Origin of the sequence: Paenibacillus aceti (assembly GCF_003614185.1) — a bacterium.
GTDB lineage: Bacteria > Bacillota > Bacilli > Paenibacillales > Paenibacillaceae > Fontibacillus > Fontibacillus aceti.
In genome coordinates this window covers 2244982-2266913 of record NZ_KZ987724.1, presented here as the reverse complement: position 1 = coordinate 2266913, position 21932 = coordinate 2244982, and the positions used below count along the sequence as shown (strand labels likewise).

The following is a 21932-nucleotide window of genomic DNA, read 5'->3' as shown; positions in this document are numbered from 1 at the left end:
TGAAGTCCCTTTTTTATGTCCGAAAATCCTTACGGCTCAAGGCCTCAGATTACTGCAAAACGCTCACATATAAAACAGCACTGGAACAGGTCGATTGGGCTTGTTCCTTTTTTGTGTCATTCTCCTTACAAACAGAAGGTTGAAAAATAGACTTAATGTGTAGGGTGATTTTTCAGGAAATGGAGGGAATAGGAAAGTGGGATTATTTTACTGCTACAATGAGCAACTAGCAAAATATCTACGGTTCACGAAGGACATTAGTTTCATCACAAAAGCAAGACACATTAAAACTAACCGAATATTTCATTTATTTCTGCAAACGCAAGAATTAACAAGCGCAATAAACGAATACAAGAAAAATGAATAGGAAGGATAAACCTTAATTGGATAAACCGAAAATCAAGGAAAAACTAGACGACTTATATCTTATACAATGGGGGCATTATTTAATCCAATATCCTGAACCAATTGGATACCGAACATACATAAAAGGTGAAGTTAGAAACGGCAGGAAGACAAAGTATATTCAACCTTGGCAATATCAAAATCATCTAGATGGGAAACATACAATTGGCACATTTGGAGGTAAGGTTTTTACTAAGTTCATAACTTTTGATGTTGATTTTGGAAATAATCCTGAACTAGCCAAATGGATGACTTACGCAGTATGTAACACTTTAAACAATTTAGGATTACATGATCATTACATTAGTTCTAGTGGCGGCAAAGGATATCATATTGAATTATTTTCTGATGAACCTATTCAAATTTCCCACGCAAGAAAATTATTTGATTCTGTCTTAGATGAAGCTGATATAAGGCAACATTTTATTGATGGAGAAGTTGAATTTCGTCCAACAGATAAACAAGGTGTGAAGATTCCTTTAGGTATTCATCAGAAAACGGGTAATTATTGCGGATTCTGTTTGATTGAAACTGGATTAGCGGTTATGGATAAAAATGAATCAGAAGAATATCTGTTCACTATCAAGAAAACGAGTAAAACATTGATTATAGATTTAATTGGAGCCGCTGAAATAGAAATCAAAAATGCTAAAAGGGAAATTCCTAAACTAGAAAATGCTATTAGTTCACATAAACCGTTACCTAGTTATTATCAGTCTGAGGACTATTCAATTGACCATGCAAAAAATTTGTTTTTAAACGGGCTAAAAGCGCAAGGTAGCCGTAATAATTCTATGTTTTTGGTTGGTTTATACTTAAAATATCAAGGATTTGATCAGGAACAATGTAAATTGGAATTATATAACTGGATGGAGAGACAGGATACAAATTTATATTCAACTCCACTTAATGAATGTTACAAAGAAATTGACGCTACAGTTAAAAATATGTATGAGAAAAATTATAATTTAGCAGCCAGTAACAGAGATTTAACAGTTTCATACGATGAAATGAAATGGATTATTGAAAAGTGTCCAGAGAAGAACCAGAAATTAATTACATATGCAATGTTAATACATAGTAAACGCCACGCAGACGGTAAAGGTGTGTTTTTTATGCCTTATACGATGATACAGGAAGCAACGGGACTATACGACCAAGCAGTTAAGCAACAAGCCAATAAACTGGAGAAACTTGGTGTTATTGAGATTGTTGAACGGAACAGAATTCCTAAAATAGGTGGATTGGCTAAGAAGTTGCCCAATTTATATAGAATAAGTATTGAAGACTTAGTTCCGAATTCAGAACGAAGTGATAACTTATTTACTACGGATAAGTTGAATAGTTTCGATTTATGTATGACATTCTATTTCACAAATAAAGATTTAAAAAAGTTATTACCTAGGCGACAATATGAAGCTTTAATAAGATAAAAATACATAAATTTACAATAAAATTATCGATTTGCGCCTTATACTACCTAGTACCTTATAAATCAAGGGATTAGGTTCAAGAGAATAGGTCATAAGTGCGTATATAATAATAAATAATGTATTATGAGTGATTTCGTACATCTTTTGTAGTAACACATTGGAATAGTTGGAATTATCTCTATTGTCCCTTATTTTAAACTGGAGTGAATAGCAAATGGAAAATGTAAGTATATATGATGTAATACGGAGCCTGAGCATTAAGCGAAAAGTTTATGTGAAATGGCGTTTCAATCTTTGGAGACAATTGGATAAGGTTCCAGCGAATGAAGAAGAACTACTGTTGAAAATGAAGGTTAAAAGTCTAGATAGTTTTAGGGAATGGGAAAATAGCGAACAGTTTAAGCATATAACCTCCCTTGTGCTTCAGATGAATCAAGGTAAGGACTTGGAAGAGATATACATAAAGGTCAAGGAACGAGTTAACAATGATCCACAACCTAAAGATGTTGAATTAATGTTGAAATTGCAAAAGGAAATCAATGAGCATTACAGAGAAGCGCAAAAGTATTTTCAAGGTGAGTAGATAATCAAATAGTAACTATTTTCAGAGGATTCCTTATTTATAGGATTCCTCTTTTTTTGCGTTAAAAGTGAAAGGAAGGAAATGAAATGGCATTAAAGGTTAAACCACTTACAAGCAACAAAAAAACTATTAAGAAAACAAAGGATATCAAACAGGAACGATTCAATGAGATTATGGGTAACTTCCCCCTCTTCTGTACTGACTTTGTGAAGATTCTTGACAACTTTGGTGAATTGATTCCCTTTAAATTTAACAAGGAGCAGGCAGATTTTGTTGAATCTATGGGAAAGTTCAATATAATCCTCAAAAGCCGTCAAATTGGATTTTCTACAGTATCCCTTGCTATATGTCTGTGGAATGCGGTTAATCGTCCTAACAGTAGTTACATGATCGTCTCGTTAGATAGAAAGCAAGTATCAACGTTGTTTGAACGTTTAAAATTGATGAATGATAATCTACCAAGGGATATATATACCTTCCCTGTAACTGTTCGTGATAACAAAGATGAATTGCTACTATCTAACGGCAGCCGTATACAGATTTCACCACCAGCCGAGCACATTGGACGTGGATCTACATACCAATACATATTACTTAGTGAGTATGCTTTTTATGAGATTGATCAGGCTAAGTTATTAACAAGTGTTACCCAAGCACTAGCCAAAAATCCTGACAGTAAAATTGTAATCGAAAGTACAGCCAACGGTACAAGTAATTATTTTTATGAGGTGTTCAATAAATCATTTAAAGGTAATACAAATTTTAAAGCATACTTTTACGGTTGGATTAGTGACGCACATAAAACTCAATTTAAAACTGAGATTAATGATGCGGTTGGATGGTACAAGTCTATTAATCGTGGTCAATTAATGAATAAGAGTGATCTAACAACTGATGAAGATAAGCGACTACATAAAGCTGGTGCAACCTACGCCATGTTGTGCTGGAGACAGTGGAAACTAACCAGTATGTCAACAGTGGACTTTCAAACAGAGTATCCTAGTACACACACTGAGGCGTTTAAAACAAGTGGCAGGAATGTATTTGATCAAGGTAAAATAATTGACCGCTTGAATAACCTTTTCCCTCCTATTGATAAGGAAATATTGAAAAAAGGTTTACCGCAGACATTACATAAATGGTTGGGAAAAGGTTTGAGTGTCTACCATTTACCTAAGCATAATGTAAAATTCTATGGTGGTTCAGATGTATCAAGTGGTTCAGGCGGTGATTCATCTACATTGACCTTAATGGATGCTGAAGGTGTAGAGGTGTTAAGTTTTCATAATAATAAAATCAGCGTTTATGAGTTTGCCGAGTTCCTGAATATAGTAGGCAGACTGTATAATTACGCTTATTTGGCAATCGAAAAGAATAGTTATGGATTGCCAGTTATCCAGAGATTACGTGAAGATTATCAATATATGAATTTATATAAGCATAAGACTTTTGATAATAGAGGTAAACGCAAATTGATACTAGGATGGCTCACTACTGAGGTCACCAAAAGTATTATGATTAGCGATTTAAAAGAGAACTTTGAACGTGGATACATATTAATTAACAGTCAAGAGACATTACAGCAAATGCAATTGTTTATAGAGGATTCAAAAGGTAAAACAGGCAATAAAGGTGGCAGGAACAATCATGATGATTTGGTTATCTCTCATGGTTTGTGTATTCAGGCTAAGAAGGCTAATAAGTGGTACGTATAGACGATAAGGGGCGATAATTATATGAGTAGTATTGAACAGTTTATTAATGAAAATCGATACAGTAGTAATTGGTTTGTTGATTTCGTGAATGATGCCAGGAATCAAATGAGGATTAACGATATCATAGATAAAAAACTCTATTTAGCAGGACAGCATAAGATTAATAATAGACCTCCTGAGATGTTCAACGGTAAACCATTTATGCCCAGAAAGATATTGCTTTCATATGGTTCCAGATTGATTGATTATGCTACGGCTTATTTAGTTGGTAATAACGTTACGTACAGTGGAGACAAGGAAGTTGTATCAGCAATTCAAAGCATTTACAAGAATGGATACGAGAACCTAGACTTTGATATTGTCCAAAGCGTATATAGATACGGTAACAGTTGGGAGTATGTATATATCAAGGATGGCAAAGTCAAAAGTAAATTGATTGATGCAGCGGACTCTTATCCTGTTGTAGATGATGATAATGAATACATTGGATTCGTAGAGAGTTACACAGTTAACAATGTTAGTTTTTGGAATGTTTACTATAATGATCGAGTTGAGAAGTATTACAACAACGGTGGAGATATTAAGCATAGAGGGACATATACAAATTTAACTGGATTGCCTGTATTGTATCGTAATGATAACCCCATTGATGATGTGTTTGGACGTAGTGATTTAGAGGATTACATTAATATTATTGACAGTATGGAAGACATGATTTCTAAGTCAGTGGACGGCTTTTACAAATTTATCACTGGTATTCCAGTTGTAAAAGGACAACGTTTGACTGGTGAAGATGCTTTGCCTACTGAAATTGTAGGCGGTGGGATAACATTAGATAGCGATGCTGATTTCAAATTCGAAAATAATGAGTTTGATCATGAAGCATTTAAAACATTGTACAACCATCTAACTATGTCATTGATGGATGTGAGCGGTACGCCTAGTGTAGCCTTTGGACGTGCTGAGATTTCCAACATTTCAGAAGTATCATTGAAGTTACTATATAGTGTGGCTAACCTTAAAGCCATGATGACAGAGCGATACATAAGAGAAGGATTAAAGGATAGATTGACTAAGTTTAGAACGCTGTTAGATAAACAAGGTATGAGGTATACAAATGAACAATGGGACAGCATAACTATAACTTTTCAGTATGCAATGCCTTCTTCTGCAAAGGATATTATAGATAATATGCAGACATTGAGAGAAATGAATAGCATTAGTTTAGAGTCTGTGTTGAAGCACAATCCATATGTGAGTGATGTAGCAAGTGAGATGGATTTGATTATCAGTGAGGGAAATGGAGTATATAAGAATAAAGCTAAGTAATCAAGAGTCTTAATGAGTAGGGAAGAGTAAGGAAACATTAGAGATAATAATTAGGGAACTATGTTGCATCATGCGCTCTTGTTATTATATAAATTTAGTATCGGGTACCAATTTGTGTTCTTTAATACATATTTCAATGTATTCATTTTTAAACTCTCGTTTTTTTACAATTTTTTTCTCCTCTTCTTTTTTGTTTCTGCATAAAAAACCCGTGTATAATATCAGTTATGCACGAGTTATGGATATTACTTCCATTATATATAATTACCCTTCAATCCTAGTCATATCAAGGAAAATCAGACCTACTAGACCACTATATCATATAGTTAGTGGTCTGATTATCGACTAATATTATCCAATTCACTAGTAAATAGGTTATTTCGGGGTGAAGTTTGCACTATTCTACATATTATGATGAGGTATGTTGAAGATAATCGTGGGATATTGTGGAGGAATTAGGGTGAAATGAGTGGGAAAGTTGACTACCCCTAATCGAAAAAGTGAGCCTCTAGCATACCCATTTCTGCATAACTGAACTAATTTTGAAAAATTAAAAAATAAAAATTGGATGACCAAAATTAATAAAAACACTTCAGACCACTAACCTGATATTTTACTAATCTCATAGACCTATATTATCGAAAATGGTAGAATGATGGGAAATATTGAATTGGAGGAATGTGGAAGTGGATTTCGAAACTATAGAGACTAAGGAAAGTACCATCGATAAACTGATAAGGCATAAAAGCAAGATTATTTCTCTTTTGGTTGTAGTTATTTTAGTTGTGGGTGGATCACTTTATTATTATAACTTTATGACCACACAAGCCAAAGCAAAGATTACAGTAGCCAAATACATAAAGGCAATTCAGCAAGGTAAGAGCACATATGATTATGTAGAAAGTGGGGTCAATGATTTTATTAATGTATTGGACTATAAATTTATTAGAGTAATTGATAAAGAAAAACCCTTAAAAACGTATACCAAGGATCACGATATGTATGAAATTGATGTTAATTATGGCAATGGAAAAGAAAAGTATAAAGATTTCAATGATTATTTAAAACAAGAATTAGAATACTATAAGGAACGTGAGAAAAGTGATTCAGAGATAAAAATCCTAAGAGAATCGACTGATTCATTTGAATTTACATATGGAGATACGTATGATCAAATTGAATTATTATATGACATGGAAGTAACAAATGGTCTTGGAGAAAAGATATATAAGAAAGTATATTATACTGTCGATAACAATCGTAGTAGTAAGAAATTTCAAATTGTTGATATTTCATACTAATGACCGCCAATTAAGGCGGTTTTTTCTTTAACAAGAATTCAAAAAGGAGTAATTAAACATGACAAATCTCGACCGTTTAAAACTCGAAATACAACAATCAGGGTTCACGGATGATGAACTATCTATTTTCCTGGAAGAATCATCACTATCACCAACAGAGGAGTATAATCCAGCATTTAATAATAGTAAACGTTACATATATCAAACGGCTCTTTCCTGCCTAGAAGCGATTGCTAATAATCCGCAACTCATGGCAAGCCGTAAACTCGATGATATGACTGTTTCTGACTTTGCAGAGTCACTACAGAATCGAATTGATCAACTTGATCAAAAGATACGCCTGTTACCTTCTAATGGCGATTCAGGGACACAAGGGAGCACATTTATGTTGTTTAATCATTAGTATAAAGTAACTATTATATATGATATAATGCAACTGAATAAATCCATAATATTCCTCAAGGGGGCGGTACATATGGTTAAAAATGGTCTATACGTTCTTTGTATCTTGGCATCTACTACAATGATGCTTACACTAGGTAACCTGTCCACACTGCCTTTTATGGCTCTTATTGGGGCTATTATCATTAGTATCATGGGCATCGTTAGAAACAAAACAAGAAAACAATTCTAAGCATTAATTTTAAACAGTATACACTAAATTTAGAAGGTGTCCTATTGTCCTAGTGTAATCCGCTAGGTAACGGGATGACCTTCTTTTTCTTTTGTAATTAATCTACAAAATAAGAAAGGATAACAATATGATCAATCTATTCGATATAGACAACGAATCCAATTTTCAATTTATGCTTGATAATGTAGGTCGCAGCGTAACTGTTAATAACAGCCCCACTCCAATAAAAGCAACAATAACAAATACTAGCACGAATCTGAATACAGATTATGATGATAGAAAGATATCTACTATTGAGACTCTTCAACGGGGGGATCTGATTGACTATAACGGCAATAAGTATATGGTTATCAGTGAGGTCAATGATAAGCGCTACGGACACTACAAGGGGCTTATACGCCCTTTACCACATGAGATTACATTCAGTCACAAGTGCGTGTTTGAGTCTGCATTTGCTTATATAGAAAATAGTAATCCATCGTTTAAAAACGGAACCGTATTAACACTCATCCAAGACAAGATAGTTGTATATCTTCCTATTCATACAATGGAATTGAGTGTCATAAGTGGTGATGAATTTATGATTCAGGGGAACAAATTTAAAATAGTTACGAATGACACTTTTACTCAACCTGGGATTGCTATTCTGACTTGTGAGAGAACACAAATTAATCCCGCATTAGATGATGTAGAACATAATATTGCTAATGGGAAAGCATGTCCTATTAACGTAACGAACAGTAACCCTATTAGTGTATTTGTTGGGAGCACGTTTCAATTGAATTGGACGAGTACAAATAATGCACCAGTGACATTCACAACGTCAGACGCTTTTGTTGCCACTGTAGACGGTTTAGGGGTTGTTAGTGGACTAGCAGATGGGAATGTCACTATAACCGTCACAAATGCCAGTAATGGCTTCATATACGATACAGTCGATATTAGTGTTGAGGATATCCCAGAGGTTAAGACGATTGTAATTACATCAAGCAAACCCAACAACAAGACAGATGACTATTTCTATATCACTATTAATACATCAGTAACATTTACAGGAACTATTTATGATGGTGATGTCTCTACAAGCAATGCAGTAACATTCCAAGTTTTCGCAGACGATAAAACATCTACTGTTAGTACAACAAAATATACATCTGCAATATCAGGCAATGCAATTACAATTACGGCTAAAAGTGATATGTTTTATATGCAACTACTCACAACATCTGTAGACGATCCACGCATATCAACATGGCAACGGATACGAATTAAGGGACTCTATTAAGCGTAGAAAGAGGGCAGCCCGATTATGGACTACCCTCTACTAATTTATTTTGAGTTAATTAATCAGGTGTGAATAATCCTCTTCCACTTCATCGACTGAATAGATGTATTTATCAACATAGCGTTGCATATTCCCTTTAAAGTCTTCAAAATTTCCGTCCCAAATATTATCAATAAAGTCTTTAGCAGCTTTATCATTACGAATGTAAAAATTATAATCCTCAAACATTGTCTTACCAGCCATATGATAAACAAAGAGGAGTAATCCATGCTTCCCTTCGTCTAAAGTGTTGAAGAGTAATTGATTCATTTCCTCAGCGTTCATGTCATCCATTTTCTTTACATCAAACGTCATTTTTAAAGTTGTCATAGTTAAATCTCTCCTCTTAAATTAGTTTGGTTTGAATAAGTGATTCTCGTTTCATTCGCAAACGTTCAATTTCGTACATTATAGCCCTTTTGCGGTCTAATGATGAGCTTTGATACTCCTTTAGTAGCGTTGAGGTTTGCTGAGACAGTATTTTGAGTAAAACTAATGTTTTGTCGTTTATGGGATGGTGATTTGTCATAGGTCAAATGAATTTAATGCATTAAACTTTTCGTTTTGCTCTGCCAATGCGGTTCCCCATAAAGAGAAATATCTTAGCGTCATGCTAACGTTAGAATGGCGTAGCATCTTCTGTATTGTGCCAACATCTGCACCTGCGATCAACATTCTATGCGCTGCTGTGTGGCGAAACGTATGCCCACTAAGCCGAACATCTTTAAAGTTCATGATTGCCTTTAGATGCTTGAAAATGCACTTAATTGCATTATCGGTTAATGGTTTTCCGTCTCGATTTGTAAACACCATTTCGGGCATTGTAGGGAAGTGTTGATCAATAAACAGTCGATACTCTAAAAACTCTGCTTTTAACTTGTCCGACATAGGAATACTACTAGCTATTCGTTTCTTTCCGTTGACGGTAATGATTTGATTAACGAGATCAACATCTTTCCACCTAAGATTTGCAGTTTCACCGATACGACAAGCAGAACCAAGTAAAAAGATAATCATAAAGTAATCTCGATAAGCGTAAAGCGATTTATCCCGATATTTAAGGGATTGGTAATATCTAAGCATCTGTTTAATATGTGCGTCTGAAAATACCTCGATTTTGATTTCTTCTTTGGCAAAGATTATCCGTTTAGTGGGATTAGTCTTGGGAGTAAATACTTCCATTTCAGTTTCAAAGTAATTGAAGAAGATTTTTAAGATGTGTAACTTTGTATTTACCGTTGTTGGGTTGTTGCCTTTCTCCTTACAATGGAGTAAATACTGTTTGATGAATGATGCTGTACAATCCTCCAGATTCACCACGTCATGATTAACACAATACTGATGAAATTCATTCAACTGATTCATGTACGCAGTTAGAGTACGATCACTCACATTTCGATATTCTCGGTCTGCTTTAAACTCAGTCAACGCGAATTTGAATAGCATAGAAAAAACCACCACCTTCAAGGAGATTGTGTCCTTAAAGATAGTGGTTTTTTGTGATATAAACGTGTCAGTTATCGACCACCTATTATTGATAAGTGGATGAATCGCTGGAAACCCTTGTGCCATAAGGCATAATGATCTGTAGTGGGCTCGAACCACTGACCCCCACCCTGTCAAGGTGGATAGGTAACGTATTTTAAATGGAACAATTTCTGAATAACCAGTAATATCAAGGCTTTCAGGTGTTCGCATGTTGTTCTCATATTGAATGAATTCTATATAAAACACTGTATTCCGTCCCCGTTTTGTCCCCATTAAAAATAACGTATCGATAGTTGGTAAAATGATTCATAATCACATTGTTTTTATTTTTTTTTACTACCACGCGCGAATTTATCAAATTTCCCGGTTGTACGTCTTATTACTTTTTTGGTAACGTGAACATAGATATCGGTAGTAGTTGATAATCTGGCGTGTCCTAACCGCTCTTGAATGACTTTCAAAATTGAGTCAAAATTAGTTTCATCCTCATCTTCCAAAAGAAGAGTTCCTGAGCTATGACGCAAGCCATGAAATTTAATGTATCTAATTCCATGTCGCTTACAAAATCGTTTCCACCATTTTGATGGATGCTGATAGTAGTATGGCTTTCCTTTACCATTATGAAATACGAATTGTCGATCTTCACCTTCCCATTTGTCGTCTAAGAATTCTTTTTCTTCTTCCCACTCCTTTTTATAAATCTCTAACTCTTCCATATACCACTCCGGCATATCAGTATCTCGATAAGATGATGATGATTTAGGACCTTTCTCGATGGCTTTCCCTTTTTTAGTATAAGGAATGTTATTTTCCACAGAGATGAAGTTACGCTCGAAAAAAACTAGCGGCCATTCTAATCCTAATAATTCACCTCTTCTGAAACCACCGATCATTGAGCCAAGAATAAGAAGTCTCCACTTTCGAGATTCTTTATAGAGAGCATCAACAACTTGTTGCGCTTCATCCTCATCGTAATATTGTGGATTTTTACGTTGAGCTATTATTTTTTCCTTAGAATTTCTCTCGGATGGTTTTTTAACACCATCCATTGGGTTGACTTTGATTACTCTCCAATCAAAAGCTTGTTTGAATATGTTTTTAAGCACTCTATAGATATAAACAATTGTACCAGGTTCTAATGGCTCCATAAGTTTTTTCTTTTGCTTTTCAGTAAGTGGTTTTTTAGTGACAGGTGGTCTTCTTGCCCCTGGTTTTTCTAAGCTTTTCATAAAAGTAACAAGACTCATTGTGCTAATCTTATCGATTTGCTTATGACCAAATTGCGGAATTAATCGAGATTCAATTATCCCTTCATAAGTAGCGAGTGTAGTGGGGGAGAGGTTATTTGGGTCGTTAGCGTACTTTTCCATCCATTCATCCAAGACAAACGCTTCAAAGGTCATTTTTTCTGGCTTGATGTACTCGCCTGACTCAACTTCCTGTTTAAACTTAAATAATTCACCATCGAGATACTCATCTAGAGCTCTCTTCGACCTCAGAATTTCTGGATCATCCACCTCGACCCGTTTTCTTGGACGATTTCTAGTACCGTCATGATTAAATCCAAGATCAACCGTTAGCCTCCAGGTATTTACTCCTCGTTTCTCAATGCTGCCTTTTGCCATTTTTGCACCACCTCAGGAACATACGTTCTATTTATAATTGTATTTAAACAGCCTTGCAGCTGGAAAGCGCAAAGATTAGTAAAAAACATGGAATTCCTCTGGTATACCACACCGTTTCAAAAAGTTGCACTTAGTTTCGTTAATTTCTGGTTGTGCCTCACCAATCAATAGATACAAGGCAAAGCGGTTAGCTTCCCGCTCGATCTTCTCTATTGAAAAAAGGGTGCTCTTTCTTAAAAACGGAGTGTTTACACCCGGATGAAGAAAATGGTGTCCCAATTCATGAGCCAGAGCAAAGGTGGCCGAAAATCCATCCAAGCGGCAATTTATGTGTATACAAGGAATCCTATTTATACAAGAATAGTACCCCCAAGTGTTCTTTCCTAAATCTTCGTACAGAACCACTAGATTAGTCTCAGATGCAATTCGTGATGGGTTGTTGGTTCCGTGGGTTTTGATCAGTCTCTTAGAAAGTAAAATCTCCATTTGATAACCCCCGGAAGGTTATTTTCTGTATTTTTTTGGTGTGAATTTTTTCTTTGCCATTTCTTTAGACATGCGAAGAGTGTTTTCAAGTGATATCCTCAATAACTCCCTATCCTCTTCATCCATTGGCTCACCCATGAATGCTAAGGACGTTCCACTGTCTAGTTCCTCCATCATGCGTTCCAACTCTTTGGCAATGTCGCGATTATCTTTATCAGAAAGCGTATAGTACGGTGCTTTGTCCTCACAGATTAGGGCGGATCCGTCCTTATTCCCCATGAGGTAATCAAGAGTCACACCGAAATAATCAGCAATCTTTTGGAGTTTATCCTGTTTCGGAGTGTACTTACCTTGCTTCCAACTGGTGAAAGTAGCAGTGGTAATTCCCGTTTCTTTTGCAACACGATAGGCTGTAACGTTGTGCTTTTCTAATAGTTCTTCGAATATTTCGTACATTAGTTTTCCTCCGTAATTTTTATTAAAAATGAAGTCAGAAAACTAAGCTAAAATCCATTGACTAACTCAGAAAGCTATGCTAATATACAGACATAGCTTAGAAAACTGAGCTAATAAAAAGAAGTAGCTGAGAAATCTTATATAACTTAGGTGACACTTAGATTATATAAGAAACCTTAGCTAATAGTCAACATATTATTAAGGAGGAGTGTGTAAATTGTACGAGAAATTCCTTGTTCTATTAGAGGAGACCGGAAAAACATCATATCAAGTTTCTAAAGACACTGGCGTTTCTACGGCTACATTGACGAATTGGAAACAGGGTAAATACAAACCAAAAACAGATAAGTTAAAGGTTTTGGCTGATTATTTCGGAGTTACCGTTGATTATTTTTTGTCATAAACTCCCGAAATAAGATGAGTGATTCAACCTTATGTAATTCCATTTAGTGTTGGAGAGTGAAGCGCCATGACTGGTTTAGAAGAAGCAATTCGAGCAATCGTAGTTGAGGAGATAGCAGCAGTTGAAAGTCGTATTCTAGCTCTTTTGCCTGAGCAGTTAGATCGTAGTCTTACTGTTCACGAAGCGGCAGATTATGTCCGCATATCTGATAAATTAATGTATCAACTGTGCCAAGAAGGTATTATTCCGCATGAAAGATACGGAGTTCCTGGTTCTCGCAAACCAAAAATTATAATCCGGCTATCTGACTTGGAGGCTTATAGAGCTGAACAAAGGGCTTCGAATTATAAGAAGGGACATAGAAAGGGGGATGAAAGTGCTAATTGATATCGAAAAAATCAAAGTCAGTGACCGCATTCGGAAAGATTTCGGTGGCATAGAAGAGTTGGCTCATGATATAGAACAAAACGGACTTATAAATCCAATTGTAGTTACACCTGATTATCAATTAGTCGCTGGAGAACGGCGGTTACGGGCACATGAGTTCCTTGGCAGAAAACAAGTTCTTGCTCGGATAATGGAGATTACAGATTACGAGCATCAACTCCGATTGGAGATCAGTGAGAACGAACACCGTAAAGAATTCACCTTCTCGGAACGGATCGAATGGGCTAAACGGCTTGAAGATGTGGAACGTATCAAAGCCAAGGAACGGATGTCTGGAGGCAAGGAAAATTTTCCTGAGCAGTCCGGTCAAGTAAGAGATATTGTTGCGGAACAAGCTGGATTCGGCTCTGGGAAGCAATATGACAAAGCGAAATTCATCGCAGAAAACGCTACTCCTGAAATTATTCAGCAGCTTGATGCAGGCTTAATCAGCACTCATAAAGCCTTTATCGAAACTAGGAATAGGCTTAGGGAAGCTGAGGAACGGGCTGAACGGGCGGAGCAGGAGAAGCAAGAGCTTCAACGACAGTACAAGAACGCCATTCCTGCAGATCAACTTGATGATGCAATTGCGGCAGCGGTTGAACGTCATGAGGAAGAAACAACGGTGTTTATCAAGCAAAAAGAGAAGGAAGCGGAGGCTCAACTTAAACAGCGTGATGAATACTGGAAGAACAAACTCAAGGAAGATATAGAATCTGAGCGAGTTAAGGTAGAACAACTGAAGTCAGGTTATCAACGGGCCAAAGAAGAGATCGAAGCCTTGAAGTTGCAGCAGCCTGATGATTTCGACGAACAGCAGGAAATAGCTCGTATGAAGAAATTACGCTTTGAAGCTGACAGTAACACGATTCAAGTCAGTATTCATATCAAGCAATTTCTCCAAAAGGTAGGGATCACAACGCTTATGCTTGGAGCAGTCTCTGGAGCCAGCAGCAGCGAAAAGAAGCGCCTCTCAGAGAGTTTAGATATGTTAGAGTCATTCATCGAACAATTAAGACCAGCCGTAAACGGCAGAAAGGTGGTAAATAATCATGGCAATGATTGAGCAAGCCGATTACTTCCCGGTGATAGAAAGACAGTTACAGCTAACTGAGCAGCAAGGAGCTGCTATTAGGATGCTATTTGATGGAATGAAGCAAATGCATGTTGAAATGACAGAAAAGGTTGAGGAAGTTCAGATCATGGTTCAGGAGGTTAGGGATAGCGTTACTTTGACAGATGCTGAGTGCTATCAACTACAGCAAGCTGTACGGATCAAGTCTAATGAGCTTACAAAACATCGGTACAGAGAGGCTGACGATAGCTTTAAGGATATGGTAGGACGTTACCGCAGAATGATTTGGAGCAAGCTTAAGGAACGCTTTGAAGTGGCTAAATATAGCCATGTTCGCAGAATAGACTTTGATGATTCTATTGATTTCGTTAAAAATTTTAGACCGGAGGATTATATCTAATATGGAACTTATACCTGTTGCATCTTCAAATGTTGCTGCTGTTGGTTACGATGAGTCTAAGCAAGTGTTTTATATCCAGTTTAAGAGCAGTCAGAAGGTTTATGAGCATCACCAAGTACCGAAAGAAGTCTACAACGACTTGATTAACGCTGACTCAGTAGGAAGCTTCTATGCTCGTAATATCAAAAAACAATATCCAGCGGGAGGTACAGCATGAGTGAGAACAGGCTGTTGGAAGGTTGGAAGGCATGGCGGCATCTCCAAAACCTTATTCGCTTTAGAAATAGCGGAGTAGTTCTGGACGCTGGCGAGGATTGGCTTGATAAGGAAATAGACGATCTTCAGCATGAGTTTGAACTAATTAATCATTCTGCATAGGGGTGAGATGTAAAGATGAAATACCACGTACAGAAAGCCCTAGATAAGCTCAGGAAGCTTCAAAATGAGACAACGGGTGTTTCTATAGGAACTGCGATGGAGTCGGCAGGATGGTTCTTTAAGCAAGATTTTCAAGTGGTTATAGATGACCTTGAGACCGCACTTGCTGTTATTGAAACGAAAAATGACCACGCTGGAGAACGTGATCATCAATGAAAAATAACACTTTGGCGAAAACATCGTCCGCTAAAACATGTTTTCGCCTCCATAATAACATGATTTGGAGGAAATGTGAATGATCATCAGGAGTTTGGGAGTCAAGGGCTTCCGCGGTTATCAAGAGTATCGTCATTTCGAATTTGGAATGATCAATGAGATAGAAGGCGGAAATAGACGCGGAAAGTCATCCATCATGGAGGCTATATCATTTGGATTAGCTGGGGTTGATAAGTACGGTAAGGAACGTTGCGCTGACCGACTTATGAACGACAAGGGAAATGAAATGGTGATTTCCATCGAACTTGAATCCGACGGGAAAATATACGAGATTGAACGCCATGTAACGAGGATGAAATCAAAGATGGATACCAGGATATACATTAACCGATTGCAAGGCTCTCAAGATCAAATCGATCAAATTATTGGCAACAAGCGAAGATTCTTGATCTCGTTCTTGCCCCAATTTCTTCTAACAATGTCTGATAAAGAAATGGAGACTGAGTTTGTTTCATTAATTCCTTTGCCACGGGATAAAGATGTATACGCTGAATTGGAGGAAGAGAATTCAGATTCAATTGAAGTGTTGAAAGGCGTTCCTTTGATCGATCCAAGGGTTTTTATCTCTAAGGAATCAGAGGAACTAAAGCAATTGAAGGAAGAATTAATCAGGCTTGAAGGTAAAGAGGAAGAGATAAGGGAAGCGCTATCAGCTGAAATACCTGATGAGATTCCAGTGGATATGACAGAGATTAACGGTTTAAAAGAAGCCATTAAGGCAATTGAAGGACTAAAGCCTGTTCCTACGAATATTTCAGATCTTCAGAATAAGCGTCAGTCCTTGCTAGGAGAGTATAAAGCCCTTCAATCCGGCTTGGTATTTGAAGAAGATCATTTCATAACCTGCGAAAATTGCGGTCACGAGATCAACTTAAATGCAGAGCAGGCCAAGAAAAACGAAGAGATCACTAAGAAAATGGTTGATATTCAAGCCGAGGGTAAGAAGATTGCTTCTGAAATTGAATCTATCCAGACGGCGGATCAGAAAGCGGCAGACGAATTTAAATCTGCCAACGACGCTTCGCTTGCCGAACTTCGCGCGGAGTTGAAGCAACTAGAATCTAATCTTGAAGTTACTCAGAAGCACAACTTAGAGGTTAAAGTTCTTCACGAAAACCGTAAGAAGGCGAAGGGGCGGCAGAATTCTGTCCGTGATGACAAGACCAGAATAGCTCAAGCTATAGAAAAAGCTGAGGCTCGTATAAAGGCGGCTAAGGCATTTAATATCAAGCGTTGCGAAATGCAGATGGAGGATGTTCAAAAACATCTTAACCGCGCTTCGATTAGGTTATTCGAAGTCGTAAGAAGCACTGGAGAGATCAAACCTGCATTTAAGGCTGAATTCGATGGTAAACCGATTAGGGTATTGTCCACATCAGAAGAAATGCTTTGCTTCCTTGAATTTTCAAAATTGTTCCGAACATTTTCTAAAGCTGATTTCCCGGTATTTATAGATTGGGCTGAGTCAATAGAGGAAATACCCGAACAACATACACAGACATTCATAGCCCGCATGATCCCATTTACTGAGCTTGAGGTGAAGGAAGGTGTTGTCAATGCCTGAGTTGATACCACAAGAAGTTACAGCTACTGAATTTGTTTACGGCGGTGATGTCAACAAGCTGTTGCCGAAATATGAGGATATCCCTGATGAGTTTAAGGATATGAATCGTCGCACTAAATGGAATGAATTTATATCAAGCTGGTTTTATGACGGGGTTGACCATCTTGAGATCGAACGAAAGGACGGCATAAACCCTCAGAAAGCTCTCTATCACATCGGAGCAATATTGGCATCGAGAGAACCTAAACATGAGCATAAGATGGCCGGGTGTGCGTATCTTGCTAGTTTGTGGCTGGATGATGTGAGCTTTGAAAGGAAGGCGAGAAAATGACCACAACCGAAACGAAAAGGCAACTTCCAAAAGCGCCTAAAACCTTCGGAGATCTTAAACAGATTGCTGAAGAGTTTGGAGTAGAGATTCCAATTAAATCTCCATTCACGCCAGATGATGTTAATAAGCTTCTTCCTCTTCTCCGTTTACCGCTGGATGAGGATGCTATTCAAGAGTCCAAAGGGAGCGAGACAAAAAAAGGGTATGATACAACGGGTTACTCCTATCAAGCTCATGTAGACCGTATGAATTGGGTTTTCGGGCCGACAAATTGGACGTGGGCAATCCAAAACGAAACATATGATGGTAGCCTGACAACAGGCGGAGGATATACAAAGCACCAGTATTCAGCTGAGATTGAGCTTCTTATTGGATACCGAGTTTTAAATGAGGAAACGAACCAATGGGAATGGATCACAGTTCACAGTTTACCGCCAATACCTACTGATCATGAGCATTTCAGGGAAAAAGGAGCTGCGCGTAAAGGGATGCTTACTAAAGGTATCAAACGGGCAACCTCATTCCTTGGTGTCGGAGCTGATGCATACCTAGGAACGTTGGATGACGATCTAGTAACTGGTGCTGATCCTACAGATGATTTGCGACCCCGCAAGATCGATAAGGTCATAGACTCTAAAGGATACCTACAACTAATGGATCTTGCTAGAGTCAAGGGGTTTAATTCGGACATTAAGCTCCGAGAGTGGTATAAGACTAGGTCTGAGGGTGCTATCACCAATGATCCAGCAAATCTGACAAAAGCAGAAGCATATGAAATTAAAGGATGGCTGTTTAAGTTAGAGGATCAATTAGGGTCTGATGACGACAATGAAGTTGAATCAGAGGACCATAATAATCAACATGAAATAGCAATTGATCGTCCAAAAACTCTTGAAGAGCTAATGGCGGCGGATAACTCTTTGATTCTCCAACTTGCTGCTGAATATAGCTTTCAAATGCCGGCATCCATTACATCCAAGAATAAGTGGCCGTTATGTAAAACGTTGGCCCAGCTCATGGGGATCAAATGAGGAAGGTGACTTAAATGTTGAATCGTGTCATTCTGATCGGTCGTTTAACTCGCGATCCAGATCTTCGATATACGCCTTCTGGCGTTGCTGTTACCCAATTTACTGTAGCTGTTGACAGACCATTCACCTCGCAAAGTGGCGAACGCGAAGCAGACTTTATTCCAGTTGTAACCTGGAGACAGCTTGCTGAGACGTGTGCGAATTACTTGCGTAAAGGTCGTCTGGTTGCTGTAGAAGGACGCATCCAGGTAAGAAATTACGAGAACAACGAGGGCAGGCGTATATATGTTACTGAGATTGTAGCCGATAACGTCCGGTTCCTAGAATCGAACCGCGACAATGGATCGAGCGGAGGAAATAGTACCAGACATTCATCACACAGTAATGATTCAGATCCATTCTCAGATGACGGAAAACCTATTGATATTTCAGACGATGACTTGCCATTCTAACGCATTGAAGGGATGTGTCTGCGCTGCTTAACAAGCAATATACACTTGGACAGCTATATAACATGGCGGATCAGTGCAGCCACGAGTACCCTGAAACGCTTGCACGTAAGATTGAAATATTATCAGAGGTACAAATAATTATTGGGCGCAAAGCTGCTGATGCCGTGAGAGATTACAAGCATAAGTACGCAGAGAGAAAACGTGTATACGCAGAAGCTTATGTATCGGCAAGTAAGGATAAGGCCCAGCGTGCTGAATTGGCTGTAGTAGATTTGAGGATTGAAGAAGCTGATCTAGAAGCAGAGAAGGTACGCTGGACCAATGCTGTAACGAGTAATGAGCAGGTAATAAACGCTCTTAAATATAGTCTCAGGGTTTTATTGAATGAGTATGACAACCTAGCGAATGATCGAAGATAGCGGGTGATGATTATATGAAAACGCAACAAAGAATACTGGATTTTATCGCTCAATATCAACAAGAAAATGGCTATTCGCCTACATTCCGAGAAATAGGTATTGGCGTTGGTCTTAAGTCATCATCAACGGTTGCTGGTCACATAGAGCGACTAGAGCAAAAGGGATTGATTCGCCGTATTCACGGTTCGGGTAGGGCTATCGAAATTGTACCTCCCGACGAACCGGCCTATATGGAGGTTAAGATAAGGCGGAGAGTATCCATACATGTAAAAGAAGTTCTTGATGATGGCACATTTAAAACGATAGAGATCGGTGGTAATCGGTATGTGCTTGAATCGATGGGGTGAGGTGAGTGGCAAAGAATCCTCAACCTGAGAACGGGTATGTGAAACTGGCAAATGAGCTTTGGAATGAGTTAATCAGGCGTAATTTCACCAAGAGGCAGAAAGATATTCTTCTATTTATCTGGAGATTATCGTATGGCTGCAATCTAAAGGATGCTTATATCCCAAAGCTAAAGGATTTTGAAATCTGCGGCATACCAGCAACACACATCAAGAAAGAACTCTTGTTCCTTGAAAATGCCAAGGTAATCACTTGGCAACATAGCGAAAAACTATTCTCCATTAATAAGGATTATGACCTTTGGCAAATTAGCCCGGTTATGGGGTGGGATTCGGACAGATTTGATAATCTAATCCATCAAAATCTCAAAAGAAAAACTTCACAAAACATGAAGTTTTCGGATGATCAAAGCAAGCCATTAGACCAAGGGGAGAATGATAAAACTTCACAAAACATGAAGTACGACTTCACAAAACATGAAGTTTCAGAGGGTGAAAACTTCACAAAACATGAAGTCGAAGGTGACTCAATCCCTTGCGGCTCTAAGGCGGAGAGGGTGTCTAAAGACATGTTTAAAGACAATATTAAAGACAATTGTTGTTGTTTTAATACGCCTGACGGCGAATCGAAAACGAAGGATGAGGGGATGCCGTTTACCCGACAGGAATGGAATCCTGTCACTTCTGAAACAGGTACCGACTCTATTCAGGACAAAATATCATCTTCGGATATCGATTATCGCCAGGCTACAGCTGATAAATATCTTCGGAGACGTGGTAAGGGATTAGAAATTACGAAATCCGATGAACAAGTGATTGATGAGTTGATTAAAGACGGAGTTCCGCTTCAAACAACTTTAGATGGCATTGACCAAGCTTTTGACAAGTTCAAACCAAAGCATAAGCGTGATGAAGTTCATTCCCTAAGTTATTGCGCTCCAGTGATTTACTCACTTCATGCAGTCAATCCATCCGAAGATGACAAACCGGAAAGCGATTTGATTTCTGCCGCTTCTGAGCGAATCGAATCTAGCGAATACAGTGAAGATGATGTGCAGCGGATGCTAGAGCAGCTAAAGGCTAATCGCAAGGGGTGATGATCTGTGCAGACATTGGGAGAAGAGCTTAAAAAGCTAGTCCCTTCAAACTTTGCGGATCGACAAGCAAAGATAATTAAGCAGATGACTAACCATGATGAGGTTAGAAGGATTTTGAGGGATTATCCTGACCAATCTAACGACCTGCTTAAGCCGATCATGTATAGGGATTTATCACAGCACCTCACATACTTTGATCATTGTAAGTCATGCCCCGGTTTAAGTGGATGTCAGAACGATCAGAAGGGGCATATGAGCGTTGTTGATGTTGATCCTGATAAATCATGTCTGAATTTCAGACTGGCGAAATGCCCCGTTTTAATTGGCTATGAGAAGCAGCAAAAGATTGAAAGATTAATCAAGAGCCATCACATTCCCAAAAGTATTGTCAATGCCACGTTTGAGGATATCGAACCAGATCCACCAAGAAGAGCAGCTATTGTAGAAGCAATGCGCTTCTGCGCGGAATTTGCTCCTGGGGAGACCGTCAAGGGGCTTTACTTTTACGGAAATATGGGAGTTGGAAAGAGCAGAGTAGCTGGGGCAATCGCTCAGGAACTTGCGAAGCGTGGAACAGATGTTCTGATGGTTTATGTGCCTGATTTTCTCGCCGAAGTTAAGGATTCTATTGGATCAAACGGAGTTCTATCTAAGTTAGAAGCATTGAAAGAAGCTTCCGTTCTCATTCTGGATGATATCGGGGCTGAACCACTAACGTCATGGACAAGAGACGAGGTGTTAGGGGCGATATTGCAACGACGGATGGAAGAACTTCCAACTATTTATACCTCAAACTTAACTATCAATGAGCTTAGATATCACCTTGCAAATGTTAAGGATGCAAAGGATGCGGATCGAAAGCAACACGAGAAGAAGGCTGAACGTATCATCGAACGAATTGAGCCATTTGTTAAGGTGCTTCCAGTTGGCGGACGAAACAGAAGGAGGGATTAA

Annotated in this window: 27 protein-coding genes; 22 read left to right on the top strand and 5 right to left on the bottom strand. The window is 38.1% G+C overall.

The window, feature by feature from the left end; translation table 11 throughout:
• Window positions 1–383: 383 nt before the first annotated feature.
• The 7 genes from BFJ94_RS10250 to BFJ94_RS10220 all read left to right on the top strand — a co-directional run bounded on the left by BFJ94_RS10250 (window position 384) and on the right by BFJ94_RS10220 (window position 8685).
• On the top strand, window positions 384–1838 hold the full coding sequence (locus BFJ94_RS10250; RefSeq protein WP_120462591.1) for a TOTE conflict system archaeo-eukaryotic primase domain-containing protein: 1455 nt from the start codon (window positions 384–386) through the stop codon (window positions 1836–1838).
• Between the two features lie 214 nt (window positions 1839–2052).
• The gene (locus BFJ94_RS10245; protein WP_120462590.1) at window positions 2053–2421 is read left to right on the top strand and encodes a hypothetical protein; all 369 of its coding nucleotides are present in this window, start codon (window positions 2053–2055) and stop codon (window positions 2419–2421) included.
• 86 nt (window positions 2422–2507) lie between these two features.
• A complete protein-coding gene (locus tag BFJ94_RS10240; protein WP_120462589.1) occupies window positions 2508–4136 on the top strand; it encodes a terminase large subunit in 1629 nt (542 codons plus the stop codon).
• A 21-nt stretch (window positions 4137–4157) separates the two neighbouring features.
• Window positions 4158–5465, top strand: a complete 1308-nt coding sequence (locus BFJ94_RS10235) for a phage portal protein (protein WP_120462588.1) — start codon at window positions 4158–4160, stop codon at window positions 5463–5465.
• 686 nt (window positions 5466–6151) lie between these two features.
• Window positions 6152–6766 (top strand): hypothetical protein, encoded by a 615-nt coding sequence (locus BFJ94_RS10230; RefSeq protein ID WP_120462587.1) that lies wholly within the window; start codon window positions 6152–6154, stop codon window positions 6764–6766.
• 58 nt (window positions 6767–6824) lie between these two features.
• Window positions 6825–7169 carry a hypothetical protein gene (locus BFJ94_RS10225; protein WP_120462586.1) on the top strand — a complete coding sequence of 115 codons (345 nt, stop codon included), beginning with the start codon at window positions 6825–6827 and terminating at the stop codon, window positions 7167–7169.
• A 358-nt stretch (window positions 7170–7527) separates the two neighbouring features.
• Window positions 7528–8685, top strand: a complete 1158-nt coding sequence (locus BFJ94_RS10220) for an Ig-like domain-containing protein (protein ID WP_120462585.1) — start codon at window positions 7528–7530, stop codon at window positions 8683–8685.
• Window positions 8686–8739: 54 nt separating this feature from the next.
• Here BFJ94_RS10220 and BFJ94_RS10215 read toward each other — a convergent pair whose 3' ends face one another.
• The 5 genes from BFJ94_RS10215 to BFJ94_RS10195 form a co-directional block, all read right to left on the bottom strand.
• Complete coding sequence (locus tag BFJ94_RS10215; RefSeq protein WP_120462584.1) at window positions 8740–9054, bottom strand: hypothetical protein; 315 nt, start codon at window positions 9052–9054, stop codon at window positions 8740–8742.
• Between the two features lie 195 nt (window positions 9055–9249).
• Window positions 9250–10422, bottom strand: coding sequence for a tyrosine-type recombinase/integrase (locus BFJ94_RS10210; RefSeq protein WP_240431905.1), 1173 nt, complete (start codon window positions 10420–10422; stop codon window positions 9250–9252).
• A 113-nt stretch (window positions 10423–10535) separates the two neighbouring features.
• Window positions 10536–11837, bottom strand: a complete 1302-nt coding sequence (locus BFJ94_RS10205) for a tyrosine-type recombinase/integrase (protein WP_120462582.1) — start codon at window positions 11835–11837, stop codon at window positions 10536–10538.
• A gap of 75 nt (window positions 11838–11912) precedes the next feature.
• The gene (locus tag BFJ94_RS10200; RefSeq protein ID WP_120462581.1) at window positions 11913–12323 is read right to left on the bottom strand and encodes an ImmA/IrrE family metallo-endopeptidase; all 411 of its coding nucleotides are present in this window, start codon (window positions 12321–12323) and stop codon (window positions 11913–11915) included.
• A gap of 18 nt (window positions 12324–12341) precedes the next feature.
• A complete protein-coding gene (locus BFJ94_RS10195) occupies window positions 12342–12779 on the bottom strand; it encodes a helix-turn-helix domain-containing protein (RefSeq protein ID WP_120462580.1) in 438 nt (145 codons plus the stop codon).
• A gap of 217 nt (window positions 12780–12996) precedes the next feature.
• Here BFJ94_RS10195 and BFJ94_RS10190 point away from each other — a divergent pair, with 217 nt between their 5' ends.
• From BFJ94_RS10190 to dnaI, 15 genes are all read left to right on the top strand, one after another.
• Window positions 12997–13182, top strand: coding sequence for a helix-turn-helix domain-containing protein (locus BFJ94_RS10190; protein WP_120462579.1), 186 nt, complete (start codon window positions 12997–12999; stop codon window positions 13180–13182).
• Window positions 13183–13248: 66 nt separating this feature from the next.
• The gene (locus tag BFJ94_RS10185; RefSeq protein ID WP_120462578.1) at window positions 13249–13569 is read left to right on the top strand and encodes a helix-turn-helix domain-containing protein; all 321 of its coding nucleotides are present in this window, start codon (window positions 13249–13251) and stop codon (window positions 13567–13569) included.
• On the top strand, window positions 13553–14677 hold the full coding sequence (locus BFJ94_RS10180) for a ParB N-terminal domain-containing protein (protein WP_439116393.1): 1125 nt from the start codon (window positions 13553–13555) through the stop codon (window positions 14675–14677). Before BFJ94_RS10185 ends, BFJ94_RS10180 begins: the two co-directional genes overlap by 17 nt.
• Window positions 14664–15086 (top strand): ORF6C domain-containing protein, encoded by a 423-nt coding sequence (locus BFJ94_RS10175; protein WP_120462576.1) that lies wholly within the window; start codon window positions 14664–14666, stop codon window positions 15084–15086. Before BFJ94_RS10180 ends, BFJ94_RS10175 begins: the two co-directional genes overlap by 14 nt.
• A gap of 1 nt (window position 15087) precedes the next feature.
• Complete coding sequence (locus BFJ94_RS10170; protein ID WP_120462575.1) at window positions 15088–15303, top strand: KTSC domain-containing protein; 216 nt, start codon at window positions 15088–15090, stop codon at window positions 15301–15303.
• Window positions 15300–15464 carry a hypothetical protein gene (locus BFJ94_RS25370; protein WP_162944231.1) on the top strand — a complete coding sequence of 55 codons (165 nt, stop codon included), beginning with the start codon at window positions 15300–15302 and terminating at the stop codon, window positions 15462–15464. Before BFJ94_RS10170 ends, BFJ94_RS25370 begins: the two co-directional genes overlap by 4 nt.
• Window positions 15465–15479: 15 nt before the next feature.
• The gene (locus BFJ94_RS10165) at window positions 15480–15680 is read left to right on the top strand and encodes a hypothetical protein (RefSeq protein ID WP_120462574.1); all 201 of its coding nucleotides are present in this window, start codon (window positions 15480–15482) and stop codon (window positions 15678–15680) included.
• 79 nt (window positions 15681–15759) lie between these two features.
• Entirely contained in the window at window positions 15760–17304 is a 1545-nt protein-coding gene (locus tag BFJ94_RS10160) for an AAA family ATPase (RefSeq protein WP_120462573.1), read from the top strand.
• Window positions 17297–17635: a hypothetical protein gene (locus BFJ94_RS10155; protein ID WP_120462572.1), complete on the top strand. Its 339-nt coding sequence runs from the start codon at window positions 17297–17299 to the stop codon at window positions 17633–17635. The genes BFJ94_RS10160 and BFJ94_RS10155 overlap by 8 nt, the downstream gene beginning before the upstream one ends.
• The gene (locus BFJ94_RS10150) at window positions 17632–18666 is read left to right on the top strand and encodes a hypothetical protein (protein ID WP_120462571.1); all 1035 of its coding nucleotides are present in this window, start codon (window positions 17632–17634) and stop codon (window positions 18664–18666) included. The genes BFJ94_RS10155 and BFJ94_RS10150 overlap by 4 nt, the downstream gene beginning before the upstream one ends.
• A 14-nt stretch (window positions 18667–18680) precedes the next feature.
• On the top strand, window positions 18681–19118 hold the full coding sequence (ssb, locus tag BFJ94_RS10145) for a single-stranded DNA-binding protein (RefSeq protein WP_120462570.1): 438 nt from the start codon (window positions 18681–18683) through the stop codon (window positions 19116–19118).
• Between the two features lie 62 nt (window positions 19119–19180).
• Window positions 19181–19537, top strand: coding sequence for a hypothetical protein (locus BFJ94_RS10140; protein ID WP_120465176.1), 357 nt, complete (start codon window positions 19181–19183; stop codon window positions 19535–19537).
• Window positions 19538–19551: 14 nt separating this feature from the next.
• Complete coding sequence (locus tag BFJ94_RS26300) at window positions 19552–19884, top strand: LexA family protein (RefSeq protein ID WP_120462569.1); 333 nt, start codon at window positions 19552–19554, stop codon at window positions 19882–19884.
• A gap of 5 nt (window positions 19885–19889) precedes the next feature.
• Complete coding sequence (locus BFJ94_RS10130; RefSeq protein WP_120462568.1) at window positions 19890–20978, top strand: replication protein; 1089 nt, start codon at window positions 19890–19892, stop codon at window positions 20976–20978.
• Window positions 20979–20984: 6 nt separating this feature from the next.
• On the top strand, window positions 20985–21932 hold the full coding sequence (dnaI, locus tag BFJ94_RS10125; protein ID WP_120462567.1) for a primosomal protein DnaI: 948 nt from the start codon (window positions 20985–20987) through the stop codon (window positions 21930–21932).